This is a genomic window from Cupriavidus agavae (genome assembly GCF_004217045.1).
In the GTDB taxonomy this organism is placed as follows: domain Bacteria; phylum Pseudomonadota; class Gammaproteobacteria; order Burkholderiales; family Burkholderiaceae; genus Cupriavidus; species Cupriavidus agavae.
Genome location: NZ_SGXM01000001.1, coordinates 1,460,761 through 1,486,221, shown reverse-complemented (window position 1 = coordinate 1,486,221; position 25,461 = coordinate 1,460,761). Strand labels below are relative to the sequence as shown.

At 66.5% G+C, this 25,461-nt stretch carries 23 protein-coding genes; 13 read left to right on the top strand and 10 right to left on the bottom strand.

Annotated elements, in window-relative coordinates; genetic code table 11:
- Positions 1–45 precede the first annotated feature (45 nt).
- Positions 46–876 carry an outer membrane protein assembly factor BamD gene (locus tag EV147_RS06715; protein WP_130390323.1) on the bottom strand — a complete coding sequence of 277 codons (831 nt, stop codon included), beginning with the start codon at positions 874–876 and terminating at the stop codon, positions 46–48.
- Positions 877–892: 16 nt separating this feature from the next.
- Here EV147_RS06715 and EV147_RS06710 point away from each other — a divergent pair, with 16 nt between their 5' ends.
- Together EV147_RS06710 and pgeF are read left to right on the top strand one after the other, a co-directional pair.
- Positions 893–2,128 (top strand): RluA family pseudouridine synthase, encoded by a 1,236-nt coding sequence (locus EV147_RS06710; RefSeq protein ID WP_130390321.1) that lies wholly within the window; start codon positions 893–895, stop codon positions 2,126–2,128.
- Positions 2,097–2,930, top strand: coding sequence for a peptidoglycan editing factor PgeF (gene pgeF / locus EV147_RS06705; protein ID WP_407923200.1), 834 nt, complete (start codon positions 2,097–2,099; stop codon positions 2,928–2,930). The genes EV147_RS06710 and pgeF overlap by 32 nt, the downstream gene beginning before the upstream one ends.
- On the opposite strand, the gene EV147_RS06700 is transcribed toward pgeF, so the two are convergent.
- Positions 2,927–3,163: a hypothetical protein gene (locus tag EV147_RS06700; RefSeq protein WP_130390320.1), complete on the bottom strand. Its 237-nt coding sequence runs from the start codon at positions 3,161–3,163 to the stop codon at positions 2,927–2,929. The genes pgeF and EV147_RS06700 overlap by 4 nt on opposite strands.
- Positions 3,164–3,483: 320 nt before the next feature.
- On the opposite strand from EV147_RS06700, the gene phaC reads away from it, so the two are divergent.
- From phaC to EV147_RS06655, 9 genes are all read left to right on the top strand, one after another.
- On the top strand, positions 3,484–5,406 hold the full coding sequence (gene phaC, locus EV147_RS06695) for a class I poly(R)-hydroxyalkanoic acid synthase (protein ID WP_130390318.1): 1,923 nt from the start codon (positions 3,484–3,486) through the stop codon (positions 5,404–5,406).
- 77 nt (positions 5,407–5,483) lie between these two features.
- Entirely contained in the window at positions 5,484–6,662 is a 1,179-nt protein-coding gene (locus EV147_RS06690; protein WP_130390317.1) for an acetyl-CoA C-acetyltransferase, read from the top strand.
- Between the two features lie 134 nt (positions 6,663–6,796).
- Positions 6,797–7,537: a 3-ketoacyl-ACP reductase gene (locus tag EV147_RS06685; RefSeq protein ID WP_130390315.1), complete on the top strand. Its 741-nt coding sequence runs from the start codon at positions 6,797–6,799 to the stop codon at positions 7,535–7,537.
- A gap of 405 nt (positions 7,538–7,942) precedes the next feature.
- Entirely contained in the window at positions 7,943–8,494 is a 552-nt protein-coding gene (gene phaR / locus EV147_RS06680) for a polyhydroxyalkanoate synthesis repressor PhaR (protein ID WP_130390314.1), read from the top strand.
- A gap of 285 nt (positions 8,495–8,779) precedes the next feature.
- A complete protein-coding gene (locus EV147_RS06675; RefSeq protein WP_130390312.1) occupies positions 8,780–9,568 on the top strand; it encodes a hypothetical protein in 789 nt (262 codons plus the stop codon).
- Positions 9,569–9,735: 167 nt separating this feature from the next.
- Positions 9,736–11,109, top strand: coding sequence for a 30S ribosomal protein S12 methylthiotransferase RimO (gene rimO, locus EV147_RS06670; protein ID WP_130390310.1), 1,374 nt, complete (start codon positions 9,736–9,738; stop codon positions 11,107–11,109).
- A gap of 117 nt (positions 11,110–11,226) precedes the next feature.
- Positions 11,227–12,411: a beta-ketothiolase BktB gene (gene bktB, locus EV147_RS06665; protein WP_130390309.1), complete on the top strand. Its 1,185-nt coding sequence runs from the start codon at positions 11,227–11,229 to the stop codon at positions 12,409–12,411.
- An 88-nt stretch (positions 12,412–12,499) separates the two neighbouring features.
- Positions 12,500–13,069, top strand: a complete 570-nt coding sequence (locus tag EV147_RS06660) for a hypothetical protein (RefSeq protein WP_130391209.1) — start codon at positions 12,500–12,502, stop codon at positions 13,067–13,069.
- An 88-nt stretch (positions 13,070–13,157) separates the two neighbouring features.
- On the top strand, positions 13,158–14,372 hold the full coding sequence (locus EV147_RS06655; RefSeq protein WP_130390307.1) for a cystathionine beta-lyase: 1,215 nt from the start codon (positions 13,158–13,160) through the stop codon (positions 14,370–14,372).
- A 75-nt stretch (positions 14,373–14,447) separates the two neighbouring features.
- Here EV147_RS06655 and EV147_RS06650 read toward each other — a convergent pair whose 3' ends face one another.
- From EV147_RS06650 to mfd, 6 genes are all read right to left on the bottom strand, one after another.
- Positions 14,448–16,088, bottom strand: a complete 1,641-nt coding sequence (locus tag EV147_RS06650; RefSeq protein WP_130390306.1) for a PepSY-associated TM helix domain-containing protein — start codon at positions 16,086–16,088, stop codon at positions 14,448–14,450.
- Between the two features lie 10 nt (positions 16,089–16,098).
- Positions 16,099–16,398 (bottom strand): hypothetical protein, encoded by a 300-nt coding sequence (locus EV147_RS06645; protein WP_130390305.1) that lies wholly within the window; start codon positions 16,396–16,398, stop codon positions 16,099–16,101.
- Positions 16,395–16,730 carry a hypothetical protein gene (locus EV147_RS06640; protein ID WP_235844615.1) on the bottom strand — a complete coding sequence of 112 codons (336 nt, stop codon included), beginning with the start codon at positions 16,728–16,730 and terminating at the stop codon, positions 16,395–16,397. The genes EV147_RS06645 and EV147_RS06640 overlap by 4 nt, the downstream gene beginning before the upstream one ends.
- Positions 16,731–16,930: 200 nt before the next feature.
- The gene (gene serB / locus EV147_RS06635) at positions 16,931–17,785 is read right to left on the bottom strand and encodes a phosphoserine phosphatase SerB (protein ID WP_130390303.1); all 855 of its coding nucleotides are present in this window, start codon (positions 17,783–17,785) and stop codon (positions 16,931–16,933) included.
- 66 nt (positions 17,786–17,851) lie between these two features.
- Positions 17,852–19,063 carry an acetylornithine deacetylase gene (gene argE, locus EV147_RS06630; protein ID WP_130390301.1) on the bottom strand — a complete coding sequence of 404 codons (1,212 nt, stop codon included), beginning with the start codon at positions 19,061–19,063 and terminating at the stop codon, positions 17,852–17,854.
- A 64-nt stretch (positions 19,064–19,127) separates the two neighbouring features.
- A complete protein-coding gene (gene mfd, locus EV147_RS06625; RefSeq protein WP_130390300.1) occupies positions 19,128–22,580 on the bottom strand; it encodes a transcription-repair coupling factor in 3,453 nt (1,150 codons plus the stop codon).
- 180 nt (positions 22,581–22,760) lie between these two features.
- Here mfd and ispD point away from each other — a divergent pair, with 180 nt between their 5' ends.
- The gene (gene ispD, locus EV147_RS06620; protein ID WP_130390299.1) at positions 22,761–23,510 is read left to right on the top strand and encodes a 2-C-methyl-D-erythritol 4-phosphate cytidylyltransferase; all 750 of its coding nucleotides are present in this window, start codon (positions 22,761–22,763) and stop codon (positions 23,508–23,510) included.
- 21 nt (positions 23,511–23,531) lie between these two features.
- Positions 23,532–24,038, top strand: a complete 507-nt coding sequence (gene ispF, locus EV147_RS06615; protein WP_130390297.1) for a 2-C-methyl-D-erythritol 2,4-cyclodiphosphate synthase — start codon at positions 23,532–23,534, stop codon at positions 24,036–24,038.
- 12 nt (positions 24,039–24,050) lie between these two features.
- Here the strand turns inward: ispF and EV147_RS06610 are convergent, their stop codons facing one another.
- Both EV147_RS06610 and EV147_RS06605 read right to left on the bottom strand, forming a co-directional pair.
- Positions 24,051–24,632 carry a GNAT family N-acetyltransferase gene (locus tag EV147_RS06610; protein ID WP_130390295.1) on the bottom strand — a complete coding sequence of 194 codons (582 nt, stop codon included), beginning with the start codon at positions 24,630–24,632 and terminating at the stop codon, positions 24,051–24,053.
- Positions 24,633–24,831: 199 nt separating this feature from the next.
- Positions 24,832–25,353 (bottom strand): carboxymuconolactone decarboxylase family protein, encoded by a 522-nt coding sequence (locus tag EV147_RS06605; RefSeq protein WP_130390293.1) that lies wholly within the window; start codon positions 25,351–25,353, stop codon positions 24,832–24,834.
- Positions 25,354–25,461: the final 108 nt, after the last annotated feature.

Genomic DNA, 25,461 nt, shown 5'->3' with positions numbered 1-25,461 from the left:
CGGGCTGGCAGGCACTGTCAGCCTTGGCTCAGGTTGGCGCGGAAGTCAGAACACTTCCCACCACGACTTGTCTTTCCGGCGCGCGCCGTACTTGATGAAGTCGCTGTTCGGATAGTTGCGCTCCATGACCCGGGCGGTATCGTCGCGCAGGTCGGTCATGCCCAGCGCGTCGTACGAACGGACCATGATGTAGAGCGCTTCCTCGTTGGCCGGCGCGCCGTCGTAGTCCTTCAGCGCCTGCTGGGCCCGGTTCACGGCCGCCAGATAGGCGCCACGCCGGTAGTAGTAGCGCGCCGCGTGGACCTCGTGCTGGGCCAGCGAGTTCACGATGTACTGCATGCGCTGCGTGGCGTCAGGCGTGTACTTGCTGTCCGGGTAGCGCGTGATCAGGATCTGGAACGCATCGTAGGCGGCGCGCGCGGCCTTCGGGTCGCGCTCGCTCAGGTCCTGGCCCGAGAAACGGCCCAGCCAGCCGAGGTTGTCGTTGAAGTTGATCAGGCCCTTGAGGTAGTAGGCGTAATCGATGTTCGGATGGCTCGGGTGGAGCTGGATGAAGCGGTCCACGGCGGCCAGCGCGGCGGCAGTCTCGCCATCCTTGTAGTTGGCGTAGGCGGTATCGATCTGCGCCTGCTGGGCGTAGCGGCCAAACGGATAGCGGCCTTCGAGCTTCTCGTACAGCTTCACGGCGCGCGTGTAGTCGCCGCCGTCGAGGGCATCCTTGGCTTCCGAATATAATTTGTTGGCCGACCAGCTGGCCGTTTCGTCAGGCTGGTCTCCAAGCAGGCCGCATGCCGACAGCATGACGCAGCCGCCTGCGAGCAAAACCGCTCCAATTTTCGCGCGCCAATCAGCGCGTTTCATGCTCTGCAATTGCATGGGCAACCTGTTCCGGATGAAAAAAAATAGCGCCAAGCATTATAGCCGAACCCCCAGCACCGAAACCGGTCTGGACGGCCACATCGAAACGCCGGAGGTCGCCGACCCCGTAGCGGAGGACCTCGACGAGCCTTTCGACGCGCTCGACGAGGCCGGGGAAGACCAGGACGAGGTGGCCGGGGCTGCCCCTGGCGCCGCCGACATGGCGCCGCAGTTCCTCGACGTCGACAGCGCGGGCCACGGCGAACGGCTCGACAAATTGCTTGCACGTCACTTCAGCGAATTCTCGCGCAGCCGCATCCAGCAATGGATCGAGGACGGCGCCGTGCGCGTGGATGGCGAACCTAGCCGCGCCAAGGCGTCGGTCCAGATGGGCCAGCGCATCGAGATCCGGCCCCAGGCCGCGCCCGAATCGACGGCGTTTACGGCCGAAGACGTGCCGCTGGACGTGGTCTACGAGGACGACACGCTGCTGGTCATCAACAAGCCCGCCGGCCTGGTGGTACATCCCGCGGCCGGCAACTGGAGCGGCACCGTGCTGAACGGCCTGCTGCACCGCGATCCCGGCGCGGCGCGGCTGCCGCGCGCCGGCATCGTGCACCGGCTCGACAAGGAAACGACCGGGCTGATGGTGGTGGCCCGCACGATCAGCGCGCAGACCGACCTGGTGCGCCAGCTGGCTGCCCGCACGGTCAAGCGCACGTACCTGGCGCTTGTCTGGGGCCAGACGCCGGACGAGGGAACGATCGACGCCCCGATTGCCCGCGACGCGCGCGAGCGCACGCGCATGGCCATCGTGTATACGAACAGCGGCAAGCCGTCGCGCACGCATTTCCAGACGCTGGGTACGGTGCCGCTGGGCCGCTCGCATGTCTCGATGGTGATGTGCCAGCTGGAAACCGGCCGCACACACCAGATTCGCGTGCATTTCGAATCGATCGGCCATCCGCTGCTGGGCGATCCGGTCTACCACAAGGCCACGCAGCGCGGCACGCGCCAGGCCATCCGGGTGCCGCTGCCGGTGCCGCTGGCGCGGCAGGCGTTGCACGCCTACAAGCTGGGGCTGGTGCACCCGGTCTCGGGCCGCAAGGTCTCGTGGGAGGCGCCGCCCCCTGATGACCTGCAGGCGTTGATCGACGCGCTCGATTTCGAGGCGCATGCCGATCAGGACGACGAGGACGACGATTTCGACGAAGCCACCTGGTACGAGGGCGAAGCCGATGACGACGATGACGATGACCGCGGGCGCTGACGCGGTGACGGAAGCCGGCTGGCTCGTGCCGGACTGGCCGGCGCCCGCCCGGGTACGGGCGCTCTCCACCACGCGCCACGGCGGTGTCAGCACCGGCGTCTACGGGCTGGCCGGCGGCCGGCCGGGCGGACTCAACCTCGGCACCCACGTGGGCGATGAACCGGCGGCAGTGGCGTCTAACCGGGCGCGGCTCGCCAGCCATCTGCCGGCGATGCCGCACTGGCTCGAACAGGTGCATGGCTGCGGCGTCGCCACGGCCGACGACAGTGGACCCGGCGGCCCTGGCGTGCCGCAGGCCGATGCCAGCATCGCCACGCGACCCGGTGCCGTCTGCGCGGTCATGACCGCCGATTGCCTGCCGGTCCTGCTGTGCGATGCGGCGGGGACGGTCGTCGGCGCCGCACACGCCGGCTGGCGCGGGTTGTGCGATGGGGTGATCGAATCCACGCTGGCGCGGATGGCCGAGCGGGCTGGCGGCGATAGCGGTACGCGATGGCTGGCCTGGCTGGGCCCGGCTATCGGGCCGGCGGCTTTCGAAGTGGGTGCGGAGGTGCGCGCGGCATTCCTCGAACGGGCGCTGGCGCACGAGCGGCCGGGCGTCGATGCCGCCTTCGTGCCGGGGGCGCCGGGCAAGTTCCTGGCCAACCTGTACGCACTGGCCCGGCTCCGGCTCGCGCGGGCCGGCTGCACCGAAGTCTGGGGCGGGAACGCCTGTACCGTGACCGACGCCGAACGCTTCTATTCCTATCGCCGCGACGGCACCACGGGCCGCATGGCCACGCTGGTCTGGCTGGCGGACTAGCCGCCGGTGTCCTGCTCCGGACGGGCAGGGGGCGCCTCGCGCGCCGCCTGGGCCGCCCGGGCCTCCTGCTCCTTGCGGCGCCGGCGCCGGCCCGGCGTGCCCAGGATGTACATCACCAGTGACACGGGCGCCAGCCCGTAAAACACGAACGTCGCCACCCCGGCCACCACATTGGTCTCCGTGATCGCCATCATCAGCACCACGTAGAGCCAGCCAATTGCCACGATATACATCAGCGCTTCATCTCGTTCTGGTAGGGAGCCTCCGGGACCCGGGAATCCGCATGTGGATTACCGTCCGGTAGGTCGGGCAAGACTTCCCCGACGGCCGTATGGGAATGCGGAATTCCGCATTGACAGCCTCTACATTGCAAGGCAACAATGCCTTCAAATGTATCGGAACCGAGGAAGTTCGAGGGTTTCGCCGGCAAGCATAGCGTAAGTGACGGGCCGCTCCAGTGGGCCCGTGGAACGCAACCCGGATTCCGGGGCGGGTCGGGAGACAGCTACCCCGTCCCCGTCAACCATCACGACGGCAGAGAGACGAATACATCATGGCGACCGGCAAAGGTGCGGCAGCTTCCGGCACGGAAGACAAGTCCCAACCGTTTCAATTTGCGCCGGGGCCATTCGATCCAGCCGCCTGGCTGGAGTGGTCCCGTCTGTGGGCACCCGAAACCAGTGGCACGACGCCACCCGGTTTTTCCGCCGGCATGGCCGGTGCATTTCCCGATGGTTTCCCGAACGGCTTTCCCAATGGGTTCCCCAACGGCTTTCCTGCCGGCTTCCCCGGCGGCGACGCCTTCGCCAAGGCGTTCGAGGCGTTGCAGGGCAATGGCGCGGCGGGTGCGGTGAAGATTGCGCCGGCCCAGCTGGCCAGTATCCAGGAACGCTACCTGAAGGATTTCTCCGAACTGTGGCGTGAAATGGGCGCCGGCGCGATGGCGCCGAACGGCGCCACGCAGCCCGCAGCGGAGGGCGCCGCGAGCCAGCGCCTGTCGGATCGCCGTTTTGCCAGCCCGGCCTGGCGCAACAACGCCGCGTATCGCTATACGGCGGCGTTCTATCTGCTGACGGCTCGCGCAATGACGGAACTGGCCGATGCCGTGGAAGCCGATCCCAAGGTTCGGCAGCGCATCCGCTTCGCCGTGTCGCAGTGGGTGGACGCCATGTCGCCCGCCAACTTCCTCGCCACCAATCCCGACGCCCAGCAGCGGCTGATCGAGTCCGGCGGCGAGTCGCTGCGCAACGGCGTGCGCAACATGCTGGAGGATCTGGGGCGCGGCAAGATCTCGCAAACCGACGAAGCCGCCTTCGAGGTGGGCCGCAACGTAGCCGTGACCGAAGGTGCGGTGGTCTACGAGAACGAATACTTCCAGCTGCTGCAGTTCAAGCCGCTGACCGACAAGGTCTACGCGCGCCCGCTGCTGCTGGTGCCGCCGTGCATCAACAAGTACTACATCCTCGACCTGCAGCCCGAGAGTTCGCTCGTGCGCCATGCGGTGGAGCAGGGGCACACGGTATTCCTGGTCTCGTGGCGCAATCCCGATGCCTCGATGGCCGAGCGCACCTGGGATGACTACATCGAGCACGCCGCCATCCGCGCCATCGAAGTGACGCGCGACATCAGCGGGCTCGACAAGATCAATGTGCTTGGCTTCTGCGTTGGCGGGACGATCATCTCCACGGCGCTGGCGGTGCTGGCTGCCCGGGGCGAACGGCCCGTCGCCAGCCTGACGCTGCTGACCACGCTGCTCGATTTCGCGGACACCGGCATCCTCGACGTGTTCGTCGACGAATCGCACGTGCAACTGCGTGAAGCCACGCTGGGCGGTGCCTCGGGCGCGCCGTGCGGGTTGCTGCGGGGCGTGGAGCTGGCCAACACGTTCTCGTTCCTGCGGCCGAACGACCTGGTCTGGAACTACGTGGTCGACAACTACCTGAAGGGCAACACGCCGGTGCCGTTCGACCTGCTGTTCTGGAACGGCGACGCCACCAACCTGCCGGGGCCGTGGTACTGCTGGTACCTGCGCCACACGTACCTGCAGGACGAACTCAAGGTGCCGGGCAAGCTCACGGTCTGCAACGCGCCAGTGGACCTGGGCGCCATCGACGTGCCGACCTACATCTATGGCTCGCGCGAGGACCATATCGTGCCGTGGACGGCGGCGTACGCCTCCACCGCGCTGCTGAAGAACAAGCTGCGCTTCGTGCTGGGCGCGTCGGGCCACATCGCCGGCGTGATCAACCCGCCGGTCAAGAAAAAGCGCAGCCACTGGATCAACGATTCGCTGCCTGCCTCGGCCCATGACTGGCTGGCCGGCGCGAAGGAGCAGCCGGGCAGCTGGTGGCCCGACTGGATGGCGTGGCTCGGCAAGCAGGCCGGCCAGAAGCGCGCGGCGCCCGAGGCGTTCGGCAATGCCCACTACAAGGCGATCGAACCTGCGCCGGGACGCTACGTCAAACAGCGTGCCTGATTTTCTCGCGGGCCGGCGCACGGAAGCCGGCTCCGTTCCGACCCGATCCGCGAACCGTTTTCTCGAAAGGACCTGAAATGACCGATATCGTCATTGTTTCTGCCGCTCGCACGGCAGTTGGCAAGTTTGGTGGTTCCCTGGCCAAGATCCCCGCGCCCGAACTCGGCGCGCTGGTGATCAAGGCGGCGCTGGAGCGTGCTGGCGTGAAGCCGGACCAGGTCAGCGAAGTGATCATGGGCCAGGTGCTGACGGCCGGTTCGGGCCAGAACCCGGCCCGCCAGGCGTCGCGCAAGGCGGGCCTGCCGGACATGGTGCCGGCCATGACCATCAACAAGGTGTGCGGTTCGGGCCTGAAGGCAGTGATGCTGGCGGCCAACGCCATCATCGCCGGCGAGGCCGAGATCGTGGTGGCGGGCGGCATGGAGAACATGAGCGCCGCGCCGCACGTGCTGCCGGGCTCGCGCGATGGCTTCCGCATGGGCGATGCCAAGCTGGTGGACACGATGATCGTGGACGGCCTGTGGGACGTCTACAACCAGTACCACATGGGCATCACCGCCGAGAACGTGGCCAAGGAATACGGCATCACGCGCGAGGCGCAGGACGAGTTCGCCGTGGGCTCGCAGAACAAGGCCGAGGCGGCCCAGAAGGCTGGCAGGTTCGACGAGGAAATCGTGCCGGTCATGATTCCGCAGCGCAAGGGCGACCCGGTGGCATTCAAGACCGACGAGTTCGTGCGCCAGGGCGCCACGCTGGACAGCATGTCGGGCCTGAAGCCGGCCTTCGACAAGGCGGGCACGGTAACGGCGGCCAACGCCTCGGGGCTGAACGACGGCGCCGCCGCCGTGGTGGTCATGTCGGCCGCCAAGGCCAAGGAGCTGGGCCTGACCCCGCTGGCGACGATCAAGGCCTACGCCAACGCGGGCGTGGACCCCGCCGTGATGGGCATGGGCCCGGTGCCGGCCAGCAAGCGCTGCCTGTCGCGCGCCGGCTGGGGTGTGCAGGACCTGGACCTGATGGAAATCAACGAGGCGTTCGCGGCGCAGGCGCTGGCGGTGCACAAGGAGATGGGCTGGGACCAGTCGAAGATCAACGTGAACGGTGGTGCCATCGCCATCGGGCACCCGATCGGCGCGTCGGGCTGCCGCATCCTGGTGACGCTGCTGCACGAGATGAAGCGCCGCGACGCGAAGAAGGGCCTGGCCTCGCTGTGCATCGGCGGCGGCATGGGCGTGGCCCTGGCGGTCGAGCGCTGAGCAGGGCAGGGCATTTGGCGACAAGAGCATGAGGGGTATGCCGGCGGACCGTACCGAGGGACGCCGCCGGCATCGACAACAACAACCGAAGCGTTTCGGCAACATCGAATCGATCGAGCCAACTAGGAGTGGATATGACTCAGCGCATTGCATACGTGACCGGGGGCATGGGTGGCATCGGAACCGCCATCTGCCAACGCCTGGCCAAGGACGGCTTCAAGGTGGTGGCGGGTTGCGGCCCGAACTCGCCGCGCCGCGAGAAGTGGCTTGAACAGCAGCGCGCCATCGGCTTCGATTTCGTGGCGTCCGAGGGCAACGTGGCGGACTGGGATTCGACCAAGGCGGCCTTCGAGAAGGTCAAGGCCGAAGTGGGCGAGGTGGACGTGCTGGTCAACAACGCCGGCATCACGCGTGACGTGGTGTTCCGCAAGATGACGCGCGCGGACTGGGACGCCGTGATCGACACCAACCTGACGTCGCTGTTCAACGTGACCAAGCAGGTGATCGACGGCATGGCCGACCGCGGCTGGGGCCGGGTGATCAATATCTCGTCGGTCAACGGCCAGAAGGGCCAGTTCGGGCAGACCAACTACTCGACGGCCAAGGCCGGCCTGCACGGCTTCACGATGGCGCTGGCGCAGGAAATGGCCACCAAGGGCGTGACGGTCAACACGGTGTCGCCGGGCTACATCGCCACGGACATGGTCAAGTCGATCCGCCAGGACGTACTCGACAAGATCGTGGGCACGATCCCGGTCAAGCGCCTCGGCGAACCGTCGGAAATCGCCTCGATCTGCGCCTGGCTGGCGTCGGACGAATCCGGTTTCTCGACCGGTGCCGACTTCTCGCTGAACGGCGGTCTGCACATGGGCTGACCCGGGAAGGCGGCCGATGATGCGGCGCATCTGGCGCGCTGCACAAGCGTGCCGCCTGTCTGGAAATCAGCCTGTCGGGCATCTTTCCGTCCGCAAGCCTGGTGGCCTGCGGACGGTTTGCTTTTAACGGCGACCAAGCGGAATGCTGCGGGTTTTCCTTAAAGCCCCGCGGCTTTCCATAGTGCTTTCTTGAGCATAGAATCAGGGCAATGGCGCAACCGGCACCAAAGTGGCGCGGTCCACATGGGTCTGGTCCGGTTGTATCTTGCGCGCCCGCGGCGTGTCACCCGGCCGGAATGACGCGCTTTATTGCGCACTGCACCGCATGCGGTGCAGCAGCGCGTGCCGGGGCGCAGCAGCGGTGCCGGGACACGGCACCAGCGACGACAAAAGGATAGAGCATCGATGGCCACGACCAAAAAAGGCGCAGAGCGACTGATCAAGAAATATCCCAATCGCCGGCTCTACGATACGCAAACCAGCACCTACATCACGCTCGCGGACGTGAAGCAACTGGTCATGGACACCGAAGACTTCAAGGTGGTCGACGCGAAGTCCGGTGACGAACTCACGCGCAGCATCCTGCTGCAGATCATCCTCGAAGAGGAAACGGGCGGCGTGCCGATGTTCTCCAGCGCCATGCTGTCGCAGATCATCCGTTTCTACGGCCATGCCATGCAAGGCATGATGGGCACCTACCTCGAGAAGAACATCCAGGCGTTCATCGACATCCAGAACAAGCTGGCCGAGAACTCCAAGGGCCTTTACTCGGGCGAGGCCTTCAGCCCCGACATGTGGTCGCAGTTCATGAACCTGCAGGGCCCGATGATGCAGGGCATGATGAGCAACTACATCGAGCAGAGCAAGAACCTGTTCGTGCAGATGCAGGAACAGATGCAGAACCAGGCCAAGAGCATGTTCGGCACGTTCCCGTTCAACCAGCAGGACAAGAAGTAGTTTCGCCAGACTGACGGAAAAAGGGCGGCGGGCATCTCTCCCCCTGTGCAATGCAGGCTGGAAAGAGTTGCCTCTGCGCCACGCAATGTTGTGGATGTGTGGCGGTTTGCCCTTTTTACGCGCTGTTGGTTGCAGAACAAGGATTTCAGGAGGCGACTTGTGCTCCAATCGGCAAAGCCCTGAGCACCGGGCAAGCCGATGACAATCCTTTTTTCCACTGCACGATGGCCATTTCCAAGCGCATCCCGCCTTGCCTGCCATCCGGTCCGATCCGGAGGGCGATCCATGTCTAATCCCGCGCATGCGTGGAGCATCTCATCCCAATCCGCCGACACATCCGGACTCGCCAGGCTTGTCGAGTTTGCCGGGGGAATCTACGGCCAGCTGACGCACGTCCAGCGCGAAATTGGCGAGGTCAAGGCCTCCCAGCAGGCGCTCGAGGCTCGCGTGGAGCGCAACGAGCGACAGATCGACGCCGTGGAAGTGGCATTGCGGGAAGAGATCAAGCACACCGAAACCCGGGTTACCGATCGAATCGAGGTTTCCGAATCCCGGGTTCTGGCTGCAATCCACCAGTTGGCGAACCGCTTCGACAAGTTCGAAGACCGGGTCGACAGGATGGAAGTCGATTTGCATGCGCGCATCCGGCAGACCGACGAGAAGATGGAAGCGCGCTTCCGGCAGACCGACGAGAAGATGGAAGCGCGGTTCCGGGAGACCGAGGAGAAGATGGAAGCTCGCTTCCGGGAGACCGATGAGAAGATGGAGATTCGGTTCCAACAAGTGGATGCCCGGTTCCGCCAGGCCGAGGAGAATGTAAAGGCTCAGTTCCTCGAGGCCGAGGAGAAAACCGAGGCTCGGATCCAGAAGTCAGAAGCCAACATCGACAAGCGGTTCGATCGCCTCGAAGACCATCTGACCGACCAGATCCAGGCCAACGAGGGTCGTATTCTCGCGTTGCGAGACCGGGTTAACAAGGCGATCTGGTTCGCCTCGGGTGGCAGCGCCATGCTTGGTTACGCCATCGGCGGGGAGGTGGTGATCGATCGGCTCGCAGGGCTGTTTGGCCGGTGAACGGGTGGGTCTTGGCGAACGCCGCGCCAAGCCGGCCCGATCAAGGTAAAATCTCGGCCTTCCATGGCACGCGGCGCCCGGCAGGCTCGCCGGATGCCCTTAGCCAGAGCGCGGCGCGCCACCGGGGACGGTAGGACGCGCCCAGATCCCCACATACGCGGTGCCCCATGTCGTCTGAAACCATTCTGTCCACTCCTGCGCCGAAAGTCGGCTTTGTGTCACTTGGCTGCCCCAAGGCACTGGTCGATTCCGAGCAGATCATCACGCAGCTGCGGGCCGAGGGTTATGCCATCAGCGGCACGTACGACGGCGCCGACCTGGTTGTCGTGAACACCTGTGGCTTCATCGACGAGGCGGTGCAGGAGAGCCTGGATGCCATCGGCGAGGCGCTCAACGAGAACGGCAAGGTCATCGTGACGGGCTGCCTGGGCGCGAAGAAGGATTCGGCAGGCCAGGACATCGTGACCACGGTGCATCCCAAGGTACTGGCGGTGACCGGTCCCCACGCGCTGGGCGAGGTCATGCAGGCCGTGCACACGCACCTGCCGAAGCCGCACGATCCGTTCACCGACCTGGTCCCGGCCGCGGGCATCAAGCTCACGCCCAAGCACTACGCCTACCTGAAGATTTCCGAGGGCTGCAACCATCGCTGCTCGTTCTGCATCATTCCGTCGATGCGCGGCGATCTGGTGTCGCGTCCGGTGGCCGAGGTGATGCTGGAGGCCGAGAACCTGTTCAAGGCGGGCGTCAAGGAGCTGCTGGTCATCTCGCAGGACACCAGTGCCTATGGCGTGGATGTGAAGTACCGCACCGGGTTCTGGGCCGGACGGCCGCTCAAGACGCGCATGACCGAGCTGGTTGGCGCGCTGGGCGAACTGGCCAGTCAGTATGGTGCCTGGGTGCGCCTGCACTATGTCTACCCGTACCCGCACGTGGACGAGATCATCCCGCTGATGAACCAGGGCAATGTGCTGCCGTACCTGGACGTGCCGCTTCAGCACGCACATCCGGACGTGCTCAAGCGCATGAAGCGTCCGGCCAATGCCGAGAAGACGCTCGACCGCATCCGCGCCTGGCGCGCGATCTGCACGGACCTGACCATCCGCAGCACGTTCATCGCCGGCTTCCCGGGAGAGACCGAGGAAGAGTTCCAGACGCTGCTCGACTTCATCGCCGAGGCCGAACTGGATCGCGTGGGCTGTTTCGCCTATTCGCCCGTGGATGGGGCGACCGCCAACGACCTGCCCGGCGCACTGCCGGACGAGGTGCGCGAGGAGCGCCGTGCCCGCTTCATGGAGGTTGCCGAGGAGGTGTCGGCGCGCCGCCTGCAACGCAAGGTCGGCCAGACGCTGCGCGTGCTGGTGGACGAGGTGAACCAGGACGGCGGCATCGGCCGTTCGTCGGCCGATGCGCCCGAGATCGACGGGCTGGTCTACATCGACCCGGCGGCCAAGCCGTCGCAGCGTTACAAGACCGGTGATTTCGTCAACGTGAAGATCACGGGCGCCGACGGGCACGATCTGTGGGGCGAGGTGGCCTGACCGTATGGGCACGGCTGTCCGCGTGCCTGTAGAGACAATTAGGTAAAAGTACGGTCGTTCGTTTTTGCGCTCCCGGGTCTATACTGTGCGCCGCAACATTCCGCATGGAGACAAGACATGACGCGTGAAGTGGTGGTGGTGAGCGGTGTCCGCACCGCAATCGGGACGTTTGGCGGCAGCCTGAAGGATCTGGCGCCGACCGAACTCGGGGCGCTGGTGGTGCGCGAGGCGCTGGCCCGCGCCCAGGTGTCGGGCGAGGACGTCGGACACGTCGTGTTCGGCAACGTGATCCAGACCGAGCCCAAGGACATGTACCTGGGCCGCGTCGCCGCCGTGAACGGCGGGGTATCCATCAATGCCCCGGCACTCACCGTGAACCGCCTCTGCGGTTCGGGCCTGCAGGCGATTGTCAGCGCCGCGCAGACCATCCTGCTTGGTGACGCCGACGTGGCCATTGGCGGCGGTGCCGAGAGCATGAGCCGGGCGCCGTATCTGGCGCCGATGGCGCGCTGGGGCTCGCGCATGGGCGATGCCAAGCTGATCGACATGATGCTGGGCGCGCTGCACGACCCGTTCCACGCCATCCACATGGGCGTGACCGCCGAGAACGTGGCAAAGGAATACGATATTTCCCGCCAGCAGCAGGATGAGGCCGCGCTGGAATCGCATCGCCGGGCATCGGCCGCCATCAAGGCCGGCTACTTCAAGGACCAGATCGTCCCCGTGACGCTGAAGAGCCGCAAGGGCGAGGTCGTGTTCGATACCGACGAGCACGTGCGCCACGACGCGACGATCGACGACATGACCAAGCTCAAGCCGGTCTTCGTCAAGGAGAACGGCACGGTGACGGCGGGCAATGCCTCGGGCCTGAACGACGCGGCCGCGGCGGTGGTGCTGATGGAACGTGCCGAGGCCGAGCGCCGTGGCCTGAAGCCGCTGGCTCGCCTGGTGTCGTATGGCCACGCTGGCGTGGATCCGAAGACGATGGGCATCGGCCCGGTGCCGGCGACCAGGATTGCGCTGGAGCGCGCGGGCCTGTCGGTCAAGGATCTCGACGTGATCGAGGCCAACGAGGCATTCGCGGCGCAGGCCTGTGCCGTGACGAAATCGCTGGGCCTGGATCCCGCCAAGGTCAACCCGAACGGCTCCGGCATCTCGCTGGGCCATCCGATCGGTGCCACGGGCGCCCTGATCACGGTCAAGGCGCTCCATGAACTGCAGCGCGTGCAGGGTCGCCATGCGCTGGTGACGATGTGCATTGGCGGCGGCCAGGGGATTGCCGCGATCTTCGAGCGCGTTTAAAGTCTCGGCAGACAAATACCCTAGGAAGTCCGCCTTGCCCCGTTTTTCCGCTGCTTTGCCCGCTTTGTTCGGTTGGACGGTCGCCGCGATGCTGGCGACCCCGTTTGCCGCCCTGGCGGCGGGTGATAGCCTGTCGACGGCGGGCGGGCAGGGCGGCTCCCTGGGTATCAACGATGCAATCCGGGCCGGCGAGAGCCGGCGCGGCACGACCCTGTCCACCGGGCCTGCCGGTGTGCTTGTTGCCCGCCCCGAGTACGCCCAATACCCTGTCTACGTTGGCACGCTCGGCGACAAGCCGGTGCGGATGCGCGTGGCGCCGAAATCCGACACGCGCGACAGCCTGCAGGGCGAATACTCGATCGGCGACGGCAAGGGCGTGCGGCTGCTTTCCGGTGAATGGGAAAACGGCAACTTCCTGATGGAAGAGTCGGACGACGGCACGCGCGTCTCAGGCAACTGGGACGGCCAGATCGACCGGAACGGCGCCGTGCGCGGCACCTGGACCGATCCGTACGATCCGGCCATCGTCCTGCCATTCTTCATCCGGCCGTTTGGCGGCTATCTCGTCATTCCGCCATTCGATATGGCACCGAACAGCGGCGTCACCTATGCGCCGCCCCCGCCAAAGTCCTCGATTTCCACGGGCAAGTCGCGCTGACGCCTGTTCCCCCTGCGCTGCCGGGGTGGACTGATTCACATTTGCTGGTAAGCTCGGACGCCTGTCCAGACTTCCGAGGAAACGTGCCGTGTCCGCTTCTGACTCGCCCCGCAACCCGTCCCGCTATACCCAGACCACCGCGGTCCAGCCCGATCTCGATATCGCGCCCGGCTTCGAATCGTTCTCGACGCCCACCTACCGCGGCTCCACCATCGTCTTCCGCAACCTGGCCGAACTGCGCGCCTACGGCGACCGCAGCAAGACCTACTGGCGCTATGGCCTGCACGCCACGCCCACCAGCGAGGCGCTGTGCCAGCAACTGGCGCAGCTCGAGGGGGGCAGCCACACGCTGCTGCTGCCGTCCGGCATGGGCGCGATCTCGCTGGTCTACTTCGCGCTGTTGAAATCGGGCGACGACGTACTGGTTCCTGACAACGTCTACGGCCCCAACCGTGACCACGGCGAGTGGCTGGCGCGCGAGTTCGGGGTTACCGTGCGTTACTACCACCCGTCGATTGGCGGCGGTATCGCTGCGCTGATCCAGCCCAACACGCGGTTGATCTGGATGGAAGCGCCCGGCTCGGTGACCATGGAGGTGCCCGATTCCGAGGCCATCGTCGCGGCCGCGCGGGCGCGCGGGGTGGTCACGGCGATCGACAATACCTGGTCGGCCGGGGTGTACTTCAAGCCGTTCGACAAGGGCATCGATATTTCGGTGCAGGCGCTGACCAAGTACCAGTCGGGTGGCAGCGATGTGCTGATGGGCGCGGTCATCACGCGCGACGGCAAGCTTCACGATCGCCTCAAACGCACCCGCATGGTCATGGGCTGGGGCGTGTCCGCCGACGACTGCTTCCTGGTGCTGCGCGGCCTGGCCAGCATGCCGGTGCGGCTGGCCGCGCACGACCGCGCCGCCCGCGAAGTGACCGAATGGCTCAAGCAGCGGCCCGAAGTGGCGCGCGTGCTGCACCCGGCGCTGCCCGACTGCCCCGGCCATGCCGAGTGGCTGCGGGATTTCTCCGGCGCCAGCGGCCTGTTCTCTGTCATCCTGCACAGCCGCTACACGCGCGAGCAGGTCGATGCGTTCGTGGAGGCGCTGCAACTGTTCGCCATTGGCTGGTCGTGGGGCGGGGCGCACAGCCTGGCCGTGCCATACCACGTCGAGGAGATGCGCCCGGCAGGCACGTGGCCGCCCGCCGAGTGGGAAAACGCCGGCGAGCTGGTGCGGCTGTATATCGGGCTGGAGGATACGCGCGACCTGATCGGCGATCTGAAACAGGCCATGGAGTCGCAACTGCGCTGAGCACCGGAGCGCAGCCCGGAAAACAAAAAGCCCCGCCGGAACCGGCGGGGCTTTTTTGCTGGCGGGCGCCTGGCCTCAGGACGCGTCGGCCTTGCGCATCGCTGCCTGGGGCTCTCTGGTCTCTCTGGCGGCCACGGCGCGCGGCGACGCCCAGACCGATTCGACCGGACCATTTTCCGCGCGGCGTTGCGTGGCGCGGGCCAGCGCCACGTAGCCCACGGCCATGGCGATGGCGCCAATGTCGAAACCTGCAATGACCCAGCGGCCATTGAGCGCGGCCACGAACAGGTGGTCGCCAGTCAGGATCAGGTTGGACAGCGGCACCGTGAGCGTGGCCAGCGCGGCCACATAGAGCAACTCCACGGCGGCCCGAATCGGCGGGCGCACCAGTGCCCACGCCACGGCAATGCCGAAGACCGGCCAGAACACGTAGCTCACGGCACGCTCGGGCCACAGCAGCGCGGCCGGGAAGCACAGCGCCACGCCGATGCAGGTGCCGATGCAGACGCCAACCGTGGCCTGCGCCAGCAGCTTGTGCACGCGCGGCTGCTCGGCCTGGCGGGCCTTGCGGCGGGTTTCGATCCAGAGCAGGTTGCCCGAGTAGAACAGGAAGGCACCGGCCAGCCCCGCAATCAGGTAGACGATACGCACGGCCATGTCGCCATACGTGCCGTAGTGCAGCGCGAACATGGCGCTGTAGACCATGTGGTTGGTGTCGCGGGCGCCGGCGGTCTGGTTGGCGATCAGCTTGCCAGCGTTCGGCTCGTTGGCGGCGGCGTGGATGCCGACCGAGCCTCCGTTGCCGAGCGCGCGGGTGCTTTCGCCGCGCACGTCGGCCACGGCGTTGGCGTCACCGTAACGCTGGAAGCGGATGGCGGTAGGCGTGAAGCGCTCGCCACCGTGCTCGCGGGCTATGGCCAGCAACTGGGCGGACGTCATCGTCGGCGATGCGCGGCCCGAGGCCACCACTTCAGGCGTGCCGCTGGTCACGCGCGGCACGGAATCGAACAGCTTGCCGTCGAAGGTCAGCACGTTGAATACCATCACCATGACCAGCGACAGGCAGAACATCGCGCCCGTGATCGCAAAGATCAGGTGGAACGGCAGGCTGAACAGGCCGATCACATTGTGCGAATCCATCCAGAACCGCTTCAGGTTGCGGCCCGGGCGCACGGCGAACAGGTCCTTCTTGAGACGCGGCAGGTGCAGGATCACGCCCGATACCAGCGCCAGCCCGTACAGCACGGAAATGATCCCCATGAAGTACGTGCCGTTCAGCCCCAGGCCCAGCGAGTAGTGCAGGGCGTTGAGGAAGGCCGACAGTTCGCCGGTGGCGTGGTCGAGCGACGTGTCGTTCTGCGCGGCCTTGTCGCCGTTCAGGCGCGCGCCGTTCATCGTGTGCCACTCGCCGGCCTTGTCCTGCCAGTAGGCGTTGAAATCGGGTTCTTCCTTGCTCGGCAGGCCCACATAGACGCTGTTCGCGGCGTCGGGATGGACCGAGATCAGCTTCTGCACGAAGGCGTCGACGGCCGGCCCTTCGACCTGCACCTCGGTGCCGTGCTGGCCTTCGAGGCGGGCCGGGTTCTGCCAGACGTGCAGTTCGTGGTGGAAGACGGTGATCGCGCCCGCGAAGAAGGCGATGAACAGCGCCCAGCCGGCCATCAGGCCGACCCAGGTGTGGAGCGTGTTGTAGACGCGGAGGGTATTGGCTTTCATGAATATCGCCTCAGGAACCGGTGACGGCGGAAAGCGCCGAGGCAGGCGGCATCGCATTCATCGCGCGTACCGTCCAGAGGATGCCGTAGCAGATCACGTTGCCGCCGATCAGCCACAGCCAGGCGGCCAGGCTGGTCTCGAACAGCAGGCTCAGGCTGATGATGGCCACCCACAGCACGAAGCTCAGCGTGACGCCGATAATGACGCCGCCTTCCCAGCCACCGGGCAGCCACAGGATGCCGAGCGTACAGAGCGCGATGGCCAGGGGCAGGCCCAGCAGCGCCCCGGCGAGCCATTTGGTACCGATCATGATGCGCTCCCTTCCTTCGACATGTCGTTGGGCGCGTCGGCCGGCTCGTCGTCGGTGCGGCTGTGGTGCAGCCACGTGCCGATGAACGGCCAGAACGACAGGAAGCACGTCATGACGACCAGCGTGGCGGCGATGGCCACGGGCCAGCCTTCCGGAACGCTCATGACCCACGTGCCGGCCACGGCGAGCAGCAGGCCGGTCCAGCACAGCAGGCGGGAGGAAAGCGGGGAACGACCCTTGCCGGCGTCATCGACGACCAGCAGTTGGTTGGGCGCGGCAAGGTACAGGCACGCGGCTGCGGCCAGGGATAGGAGTATGGCTAACGCTTGCATGCGTCGGGCGATCGAAAGACAGTGTGGGGAGGCGAACAATAATAATCATTCGCATTTGATTTCACAAGGAAATCAAGGCGTTATGGTGCACTCCGGTGCAGTTTGCGACCAAAACACCAATGACAGAAATGTAATGCGCCGAGCGCCCGGCAGTGTGGCAGCAGGCGCCTCGTGTGCCTTACGAGGCGCTCACCGGCAATTTAGTGCGGAAAGAGATTCAGCAGGCCGTCCAGTCCCACGTGGTTGAATGCCACGCTGGCCTGTTCGCGGACTACCGGCTTGGCGCGGAACGCTACCGACAAGCCGGCCACCGCCATCATCTTCAGGTCGTTGGACCCATCACCCATGACGATGGCCTGCGAGGTGTCCGCGCCGATCTGCGCGCACACCTCGCGCACGGTGCGTGCCTTGACGTCGGCATTGACGATCTCGCCCACCACATTGCCGGTCAGCTTGCCATCGACGATTTCCAGGGTATTGGCGCGGGTGAAGTCGAGCTTCAGGCGCGGCTTGAGCTGATCGGTGAAGTGGACGAAGCCGCCCGACACCAGCAGCGTGCGCAAGCCCAGCGCCTGGATGGTCTGCAGCATGCGCTCGGCACCGGGAGACAGGCGCAGCCGCTCGGCGTAGACCCGATCGAGCACGCTGGCGTCCAGGCCCTTGAGCAGGGCCACGCGGCGGCGCAGGCTTTCGTTGAAATCGGTGATCTCGCCACGCATCGCCGCTTCGGTGATGGCCGACACTTCGGCCTTGAGCCCGCAGAAATCGGCGATTTCATCGATGCACTCGATCGTGATCAGCGTCGAGTCCATGTCCATGGCCACGAGCCTGAAGTCCGACAGCTTGCGGCCGGCCGGCAGCACGGCCCAATCGATGCCGCGCGTGCCGCAGGCATCCTCCAGCGCAGCGCGCAGGGCCGGCGTCAGCGGATTGCAGTCTTCGGCCACGGCCACGGTGTCGCCACGCAGGGCGAACGGCGAAGCATTGGCCACCGTGCGGACGGCGTCGAGATCGGCGGCGGACAGCGGGGACAGGCTCTGGAGAATCAGGGGCATGACGGCAGAAGCGGAAGGTGAGGGCGAGGCGGAAGGCCGGTATTGTAACCGGCCCGGGTGCCCGGATCACGCTGCCCGCAGGCTGTCCACCACCTTGTGCAGGAACGACTCGCAGGCCGCCAGTTGGTCCAGCGCCACGAACTCGTCGGGCTTGTGGGCCTGCTGGATGTCGCCGGGGCCGCACACCACGGCCGGAATACCGGCGCGCTGGAACAGGCCGGCCTCGGTGCCGTAGGCCACCTTGTTGGTCTCGCGGTCGGCCGTCAGGGCGCGCACCAGCTGCGTGATGGCGTCCGACTCGGCGGCGTCGAGCGATGGCGCGGCGGCGATCTTGCTGATGACCATGCCGGCATCCACGTGCTCGGCGCGCATCTTCGGCACCAGCACATCGCCGACATAGCCCTGGATGCGCGCCAGGATCGCCTCGGGGTCGACGCCGGGCAGGTTGCGGAATTCGAACACGAACTCGCACTCGGCCGGGATGGTGTTCAGCGCGATACCGCCCTGGATCGTGCCGGTGGACGCCGTGGTGAACGGCACGTCGAACGCCTGGTCGTACGGGCCGTTGGCCCTGAACTCGTCGGCGATGTCGCGGATGTAGCAGATCAGCCGGGCGGCGTATTCGATGGCGTTGACACCCTTTGGCGTCAGCGACGAGTGCGCGGCCTGGCCCTTCACGCAGCAGCGGTAGGCGTTGATGCCCTTGTGGGCGACGATCGTGCGCATGCTGGTGGGCTCGCCCACGATGCAGCCGGACGGCCGCACGCCGCGGTCGCGCAGTTCGGCCAGCAGGTACGGCGCCCCCATGCAGCCGATTTCCTCGTCGAACGACAGCGCGTAGTGCACCGGCTCGCGCAGTTTCGCTTCGAGGATGGTCGGCAGCAGCGCCAGGCTGGTGCCGATGAAGCCCTTCATGTCGCAGGTGCCGCGTCCGTACAGCTTGCCGTCACGGATCACGGGCTGGAAGGGGTCGGTGGACCAGTTCTGGCCGTCCACCGGCACCACGTCGGTGTGGCCCGACAGTACGATGCCGCCGTCCGTGGCGCCGTTCGCAGCCGGCACCGTCACGAACAGGTTGGCCTTGTCGCCCTGGGGGTTGTAGCTCAGGTGAGGACGCAGGCCCTTGGCCAGGAAATGGTCGCGTACCGATTCGATCAGGCCCAGGTTCGAGTGGCGCGAGGTGGTATCGAACGACACCAGGCGCTGGGTCCAGTCGAGCGCGCTGCCGCGCGGCGGGGTGTCATGGGCGGCGGCGGTGGTGTCGTGGGTAGCTTGCATGGGGCAGTGTGTCGTAAAAAAACGTTGATTCGTCAAGGATGAGATCGTACACCCGGCGCGCCGGTCAGGCCAGTTGCCGCAGCGTGTGCTTGATCGTCTGCGCGCGGGCGGCCACGTCATCCATCTTGGCCTCGATGCGCAGCTTGTCCTGCCCGGCCAGCTTGATATGCCGGTTCTTCTGCACGAGTTCAATGATCTTGATGGCGTCGATGGGCGGATTCGGCACGAACTGCATGCTGACCGTGGCCTCGCCCGCGTCGATCTTGCGCACGCCCAGCGGGGCGGCGGCAATGCGCAGCCGGTGCGTCTCGATCAGCGCCTGCGCCTGTGCGGGCAGCCGGCCGAAGCGGTCGATCAGTTCCTCCTGGATATCGTCCACGCGCTCGGCCGTCTCGCAGTTGGCCAGGCGCTTGTACAGCGACAGCCGCTCGTGCACGTCGCCGCAGTAGTCGTTGGGCAGCAGTGCCGGCGTGCCGAGGTTGATCTCGGTGGTGGCGGCCAGCGGCGCCATCAGGTCCGGCTCCTTGCCGGCCTTGAGCGCCTTGACGGCGGCATTGAGCATGTCGGTGTACAGCTGGAAGCCGATCTCGTGGATCTCGCCCGACTGCTTGTCGCCCAGCACCTCGCCGGCGCCGCGGATTTCCAGGTCGTGCATGGCCAGGTAGAAGCCGGCGCCCAGTTCCTCCATCTGCTGGATGGCCTCCAGCCGGCGCTGGGCCTGCTTGGTCAGGCCCTCGGGGTCGTGCACGAGCAGGTAGGCGTACGCCTGGTGGTGGCTGCGGCCCACGCGGCCGCGCAACTGGTGCAACTGGGCCAGGCCGAACTTGTCGGCGCGGTGGATCAGGATCGTGTTGGCGGTGGGCACGTCGATGCCGGTTTCGATGATCGTCGTGCACAGCAGGATGTTGTCGCGGCGCGAGGTGAAATCGCGCATCACGCGTTCCAGCTCGCGTTCGTGCATCTGGCCGTGCGCCACGGCGATGCGCGCCTCGGGCACCAGTTCGGCCAGCCGGGCGCGCTTGTTCTCGATGGTTTCGACCTCGTTGTGCAGGAAGTAGACCTGCCCGCCGCGCTTGAGCTCGCGCAGGATGGCTTCGCGGATCACGCCGTCTTCCTCGCGCCGCACGAAGGTCTTGATCGCCAGCCGCTTCTGCGGCGCCGTGGCAATCACCGAGAAGTCGCGCAGCCCTTCGAGCGCCATGCCCAGCGTGCGCGGGATCGGCGTGGCGGTCATGGTCAGCACGTCCACCTCGGCGCGCAGCGCCTTGAGCGCCTCCTTCTGGCGCACGCCGAAGCGGTGTTCCTCGTCGATGATGACCAGGCCCAGGCGCTGGAACTTCACCTGCTCCGACAGCAGTTTGTGCGTGCCGATCACGATGTCCACGGTGCCGTCGTTGATCTGCTTGATCGCCGCGTCGATCTCCTTCTTGGTCTTGAAGCGCGACAGCTCCACGATGCGCACCGGCCACTCGGCGAAGCGGTCGGACAGCGTCTGGAAATGCTGCTCGGCCAGCAGCGTGGTGGGCGCCAGCATGGCCACCTGCTTGCCGCCGAGTACGGCCACGAACGCGGCGCGCAGCGCCACCTCGGTCTTGCCGAAGCCCACGTCGCCGCAGACCAGCCGGTCCATCGGCTTGCCGGAGGTCATGTCGGCGATCACGGCCGCGATGGCGGCGGCCTGGTCGGGTGTTTCCTCGAATCCGAAGCTCTCGGCAAACGTCTCGTAGTCCTTCGGTTGCAGCGGGAAGGCGAAACCCTCGCGCAGCGCGCGGCGCGCGTAGAGGTTCAGCAGTTCGGCCGCGGTGTCGCGGATCTGCTGCGCGGCGCGGCGCTTGGCCTTGTCCCACTGCCCGGTGCCGAGCGAGTGCAGCGGCGCGGTGTCCGGATCGGCGCCCGAGTAGCGCGAGATCACGTGCAACTGGTGCACGGGCACGTAGAGCTTGCTGCCGCGGTCGTAGTCGAGGTGCAGGAATTCTTCCTCGCCCTGGCCCATGTCGAGCGTCACCAGGCCCTGGTAGCGGCCGATGCCATGCTCGCTGTGCACCACGGGGTCGCCGATCTTCAGTTCGGCGAGGTCGCGCACCATGGCGTCAACCGTGCTCGCCTGCTCCTGCTTGCGGCGCCCGGCGCGGCGCGCGGTGCCGGCGTACAGCTCGTTCTCGGTGACGAACGCGTACGCCGCCGAGGGCAGCGCGAAGCCGCTCTGCAGCGGCGCCACGACGATCGAGAAATGCGACTCGCCGGCCTGGAATGCCGCAAAATCCTCGACCACCATCGGGCGCAGTCCGCTTTCGGCAAACAGTTGCAGCAGCGTCTCGCGCCGGCCGGCGGAATCCGCGCACATCAGCACGCGGGTGGCCTTGTTCAGCAGCAGGGCTTCAAGGTTGACGAGCGGGTCCTCGGCGCGGCGGTTGACCGAGACGTCCGGCAGGGCCGCCGAGAAAGAGGGCGACTCCGCGGGGGCCGGGTCGCGCTGCAACACCAGCCGGGCCAGCGGCTTGGCGCCGACGAAGAACTGTTCCTCGGACAGGAACAGGTCCGCCGGCGGCAGCAGCGGCCGCTCGCGGTCGTGCCGCATGAAGTTGAAGCGCTGCGTGGTGTCGGCCCAGAAACGCCGGATCGCCTCGTCGACATTGCCCGCGAACGCCAGCTGGGTGCCGGCTGGCAGGTAGTCGAAGACCGTGGCGCCCTGCTCGAAGAACAGCGGCAGGTAGTACTCGATACCGGCCGACGGCACGCCATTGCCGATGTCCTTGTAGATCGCCGATTTGGTCGGATCGCCCTCGAAGATCTCGCGCCAGCGCCCCCGGAACGCCGTGCGCGCGGCTTCGTCGAGCGGGAACTCGCGGCCGGGCAGCAGCCGGACTTCCTTGACCGGGTAGAGGCTGCGCTGCGAATCGGGGTCGAAGGCGCGGATCGTCTCGATCTCGTCGCCGAACAGGTCGATCCGGTATGGCAGTGCCGAGCCCATCGGAAACAGGTCGATCAGCCCGCCGCGCACGCTGTACTCGCCGGGCCGCATCACGGCGCTCACATGTTCATAGCCGGCCAGCGTGAACTGGGCCTTGAGCGCGGCCTCGTCGAGCTTCTCGCCCTGCTTGAAGAAGAACGTATAGGCCGCCAGGAATGACGGCGGCGCCAGCCGGTACAGCGCGGTGGACGCCGGCACGAGCATCACGTCGCACTGGCCGGTCTGGATGTCGTGCAGCGTCGCCAGCCGTTCGGACACCAGATCCTGGTGCGGCGAGAAGCTGTCGTAAGGCAGCGTTTCCCAGTCGGGCAGCAGGCGCACGCGCAGTTCGGGCGCGAACCACGGGATTTCGTCGGCCAGCCGTTGCGCATCCATGGCGTTGGCGCAGACCACGGCCACCATCGGCACGCTGGCGGGGTGCTGGCGGGCGTAGGCGGCCACCACGAGCGCGTCGGCCGAGCCGGTCAGTCCGGTCACGGCATGACGCATGCCGGGCTTGAGCAGCGGCAGGGCGGCGAAGGGGAAGTCGGGCAGTTTGTCTGGCATGGGGCGAAGAGATGCAAAAACGACGCCACCCCGCCGGCGATGCTGGGGCAGCGTGTCGCGGGCAGGGGTGTCGGCGATCCCGGCCACGCCATCTGGGCATGGCGGCGGGCAAGGGCCGTATTATAGAATGCGCACCGGCCGGCCTGCTGGCCGGACTTCCACCCATCCTCCGCAGAACCTGTGTCCGATCGTCGATTCGCCCTGATTCCCTGTGCCGGTACCGGCAGCCGCGCCGGAGGCACCGTGCAGAAGCAGTACCAGACCGTGGCCGGACGCCCGATGCTATGGTTCGCGCTGGCCGCGTTCTCGGCCTGCGAAGCCATCAGTGCTACCGCGCTGGTCCTGGCCCCCGACGACATGCCGCTGGAATCGCGCTTCGGCGCCCAGGCGTTTGCCGGGCTGCGGTTCGATACGGCATTCGTGGGCGGCGATTCGCGCCACGCCTCGGTGCTGGCCGGGCTGCATCATCTGGAGACGCTGGGCGCCACCGATACCGACTGGGTACTCGTGCACGATGCGGCGCGCCCCGGCCTGACGCCGGCCATGATCGACACGCTGGTGCGGGCCGTGGAGTCGGACGATGCGGCCAGCGAGCCGATTGGCGGCATCCTGGCGGTGCCGGTGCCCGATACGCTCAAGCGCGCCGAGCAGCGGGTGCCGAGCGACGCCCGGATCGGCGCCACGGTGCCGCGCGAGGGCCTGTGGCAGGCCCAGACTCCGCAGATGTTCCGGATTGGCGTCCTGCGCCACGCGCTGGAGGATGCCATGGCAGCCGGCGCGGTGGTGACCGACGAGGCCAGCGCGATCGAGCGGCTGGGCTTGCATCCGCGCCTCGTCAATGGTTCGCTGCGTAATTTCAAGGTGACCTATCCCGAGGACTTCGCGCTGGCCGATGTCCTGCTGCGCGCCGGCACGACGCCAGGCGCATGACACTTACCTGAAGGAGCCGTTTTGAATCCGTTCGATTTCCGTGTAGGGCAGGGTTACGACGTACACGCCCTGGTGCCGGGCCGCAAGCTGATCCTAGGCGGCGTGGATATTCCCCACGACCGTGGCCTGCTGGGCCATTCCGACGCCGATGCGCTGCTGCACGCCGTGACCGACGCGCTGTTCGGCGCCGCCGCGCTGGGCGATATCGGCCGGCATTTTCCGGATACCGATCCCAATTTTGCCGGTGCCGACAGCCGCGTGCTGCTGCGCGAAGCCGCCCGCCGCGTGCGCGAGGCCGGTTTCGAGATCGGTAATGTGGACGCCACCGTGATCGCGCAGAAACCCAAGCTCGCCCCGCACATCCGGGGCATGGTGGCGAATCTCGCCGAAGACCTGGGCTTGCCGCTCACGCACTGCAACGTGAAGGCCAAGACCAACGAGAAGCTGGGTTTCGAAGGGAAGGAAGAGGGGATCGTCGCCCAGGCAGCGGTGCTGATCTTCCGCCGCCCGGCCGACAGCCAGGACTGATTCGCGCCCGTTTCAGCCCGGCGGCGGCGACGCTGCCGGGGCCTCGTCAGGCGGAATCGTGTAGACGTAGTCGATCAGGCGCGTCTTGCCGCCCTGGCGGGAGCCGGGCTCGGCACGGCGCTGGAAGCCCATCTGTTCGCAAAGGCGGATCGCGGAATCCATTTCCGGCATCGCGCGACACACCAGCGTGGCGGCGCCGATATCGTGCGCGCGCTGGATGCAGATCTGCATGAGCCGCTTGCCGAGGCCCAGTCCGCGGGCCTGCGGGTTGACCGAGAGCAAACGCGCCTCGGGTTGTTCCAGCGTGAGTGTGCTGCCGTCGAGCGCGGTCAGCGTGGCCCCGGGATGGCAAAACAGCACTGCGCCACTCACGCCGTGGTCGGTTTCGGCAACCCACCACTCCATGTCTGGATTGTTCTTGGCCGCCATCACGGCCTGCATGCCGCGCTGGAACGACGCCCGGCAGTCCTCCATGATCTCCAGCTCATACTGGCCGTAGGCCTGCTGCGTGACGGCGGCGATATCGCCCCAGTCGTGTACTGCGGCCAGCCGGAAGCGGAAGCGCGGCGAGGTGTGGGAAGGCAGGGTGCTCATGGCAACGGCAAAGTTCGTGACCTTGCGTGGATTGTAGGCCGTCCGATGCACAAATGCACCGCCTCAATGGCCTGCGCCCGTGTCGGACAATACCCATTGACAGTGCGGAAACTGTCGGGCGTCCGACGAAAAAAAGCCGCCTGGCACCTTGCGATGCCAGCCGGCCCCGTGCCCGCAGGCGCGCCGTGTACCCCGGACGTTACTCGGCGGCGATCACGTTGGCGGCAGCGCCGATCACGGCGGCAATGCGGCCCACGTCACGCAGTTGCTGGGCGCTCATGCCCTGCTCGTTCTTCAGCAATTGGTAGTGCGACTTCACGCAGAAATGGCACTTGCCGATGATCGAGGCGGCCAGTGCGTACATTTCGAAGCGCCGCTTGTCCACGCCGCCATGGTTGGCATAGGCGTTCATGCGCAGGCCGGCCGGCTGGCTGGCCAAATCCGGATCCTCGGCCATTTCCACGTACGGATACCAGAGGTTGTTCATGCCCATCAGCGCCGAGGCGGTATGCGCAGCCGTGACTTCCTCGGCCGACAGCACGTTGGCGTTGCGGATCACGTCGACGATGATCTTGCTCTTCGCGGCAAAGGCGGCGGCCAGCGCCACGCCCACGGCGTCAGTACCTTCCAGCGACGAGCGCGCGATCGTGCCATCCACATTCAGGCGGATGTCCTTGGCGTAGTCGGGAATCAAATTCTTGATCGTGCTCAGGAATTCCATTTATTTCTCCTATCGACGAGGGCTCAAAAAACCCGCACGTAGCGGGTTCCGACGCGAAAGGGTGCGTGACCCTTCCGCGCGAGGTGCCGAATCGCCTTGCGGCGACTG

Excerpts from the sequence above, each read along its gene's own strand:
- EV147_RS06640 (WP_235844615.1), bottom strand. The coding sequence starts at position 16,730 with ATGCAAGCGTTAGCCATACTCCTATCCCTGGCCGCAGCCGCGTGCCTG.
- EV147_RS06690 (WP_130390317.1), top strand. The coding sequence starts at position 5,484 with ATGACCGATATCGTCATTGTTTCTGCCGCTCGCACGGCAGTTGGCAAG.
- pgeF (WP_407923200.1), top strand. The coding sequence starts at position 2,097 with ATGACGACGATGACGATGACCGCGGGCGCTGACGCGGTGACGGAAGCC.
- EV147_RS06645 (WP_130390305.1), bottom strand. The coding sequence starts at position 16,398 with ATGATCGGTACCAAATGGCTCGCCGGGGCGCTGCTGGGCCTGCCCCTG.
- phaC (WP_130390318.1), top strand. The coding sequence starts at position 3,484 with ATGGCGACCGGCAAAGGTGCGGCAGCTTCCGGCACGGAAGACAAGTCC.
- EV147_RS06700 (WP_130390320.1), bottom strand. The coding sequence starts at position 3,163 with ATGTATATCGTGGCAATTGGCTGGCTCTACGTGGTGCTGATGATGGCG.
- EV147_RS06685 (WP_130390315.1), top strand. The coding sequence starts at position 6,797 with ATGACTCAGCGCATTGCATACGTGACCGGGGGCATGGGTGGCATCGGA.
- argE (WP_130390301.1), bottom strand. The coding sequence starts at position 19,063 with ATGCAAGCTACCCACGACACCACCGCCGCCGCCCATGACACCCCGCCG.
- EV147_RS06710 (WP_130390321.1), top strand. The coding sequence starts at position 893 with ATGAAAAAAAATAGCGCCAAGCATTATAGCCGAACCCCCAGCACCGAA.
- EV147_RS06715 (WP_130390323.1), bottom strand. The coding sequence starts at position 876 with ATGCAATTGCAGAGCATGAAACGCGCTGATTGGCGCGCGAAAATTGGA.
- EV147_RS06650 (WP_130390306.1), bottom strand. The coding sequence starts at position 16,088 with ATGAAAGCCAATACCCTCCGCGTCTACAACACGCTCCACACCTGGGTC.
- EV147_RS06675 (WP_130390312.1), top strand. The coding sequence starts at position 8,780 with ATGTCTAATCCCGCGCATGCGTGGAGCATCTCATCCCAATCCGCCGAC.
- rimO (WP_130390310.1), top strand. The coding sequence starts at position 9,736 with ATGTCGTCTGAAACCATTCTGTCCACTCCTGCGCCGAAAGTCGGCTTT.
- phaR (WP_130390314.1), top strand. The coding sequence starts at position 7,943 with ATGGCCACGACCAAAAAAGGCGCAGAGCGACTGATCAAGAAATATCCC.
- mfd (WP_130390300.1), bottom strand. The coding sequence starts at position 22,580 with ATGCCAGACAAACTGCCCGACTTCCCCTTCGCCGCCCTGCCGCTGCTC.
- serB (WP_130390303.1), bottom strand. The coding sequence starts at position 17,785 with ATGCCCCTGATTCTCCAGAGCCTGTCCCCGCTGTCCGCCGCCGATCTC.
- EV147_RS06610 (WP_130390295.1), bottom strand. The coding sequence starts at position 24,632 with ATGAGCACCCTGCCTTCCCACACCTCGCCGCGCTTCCGCTTCCGGCTG.
- EV147_RS06660 (WP_130391209.1), top strand. The coding sequence starts at position 12,500 with ATGCTGGCGACCCCGTTTGCCGCCCTGGCGGCGGGTGATAGCCTGTCG.
- EV147_RS06605 (WP_130390293.1), bottom strand. The coding sequence starts at position 25,353 with ATGGAATTCCTGAGCACGATCAAGAATTTGATTCCCGACTACGCCAAG.
- bktB (WP_130390309.1), top strand. The coding sequence starts at position 11,227 with ATGACGCGTGAAGTGGTGGTGGTGAGCGGTGTCCGCACCGCAATCGGG.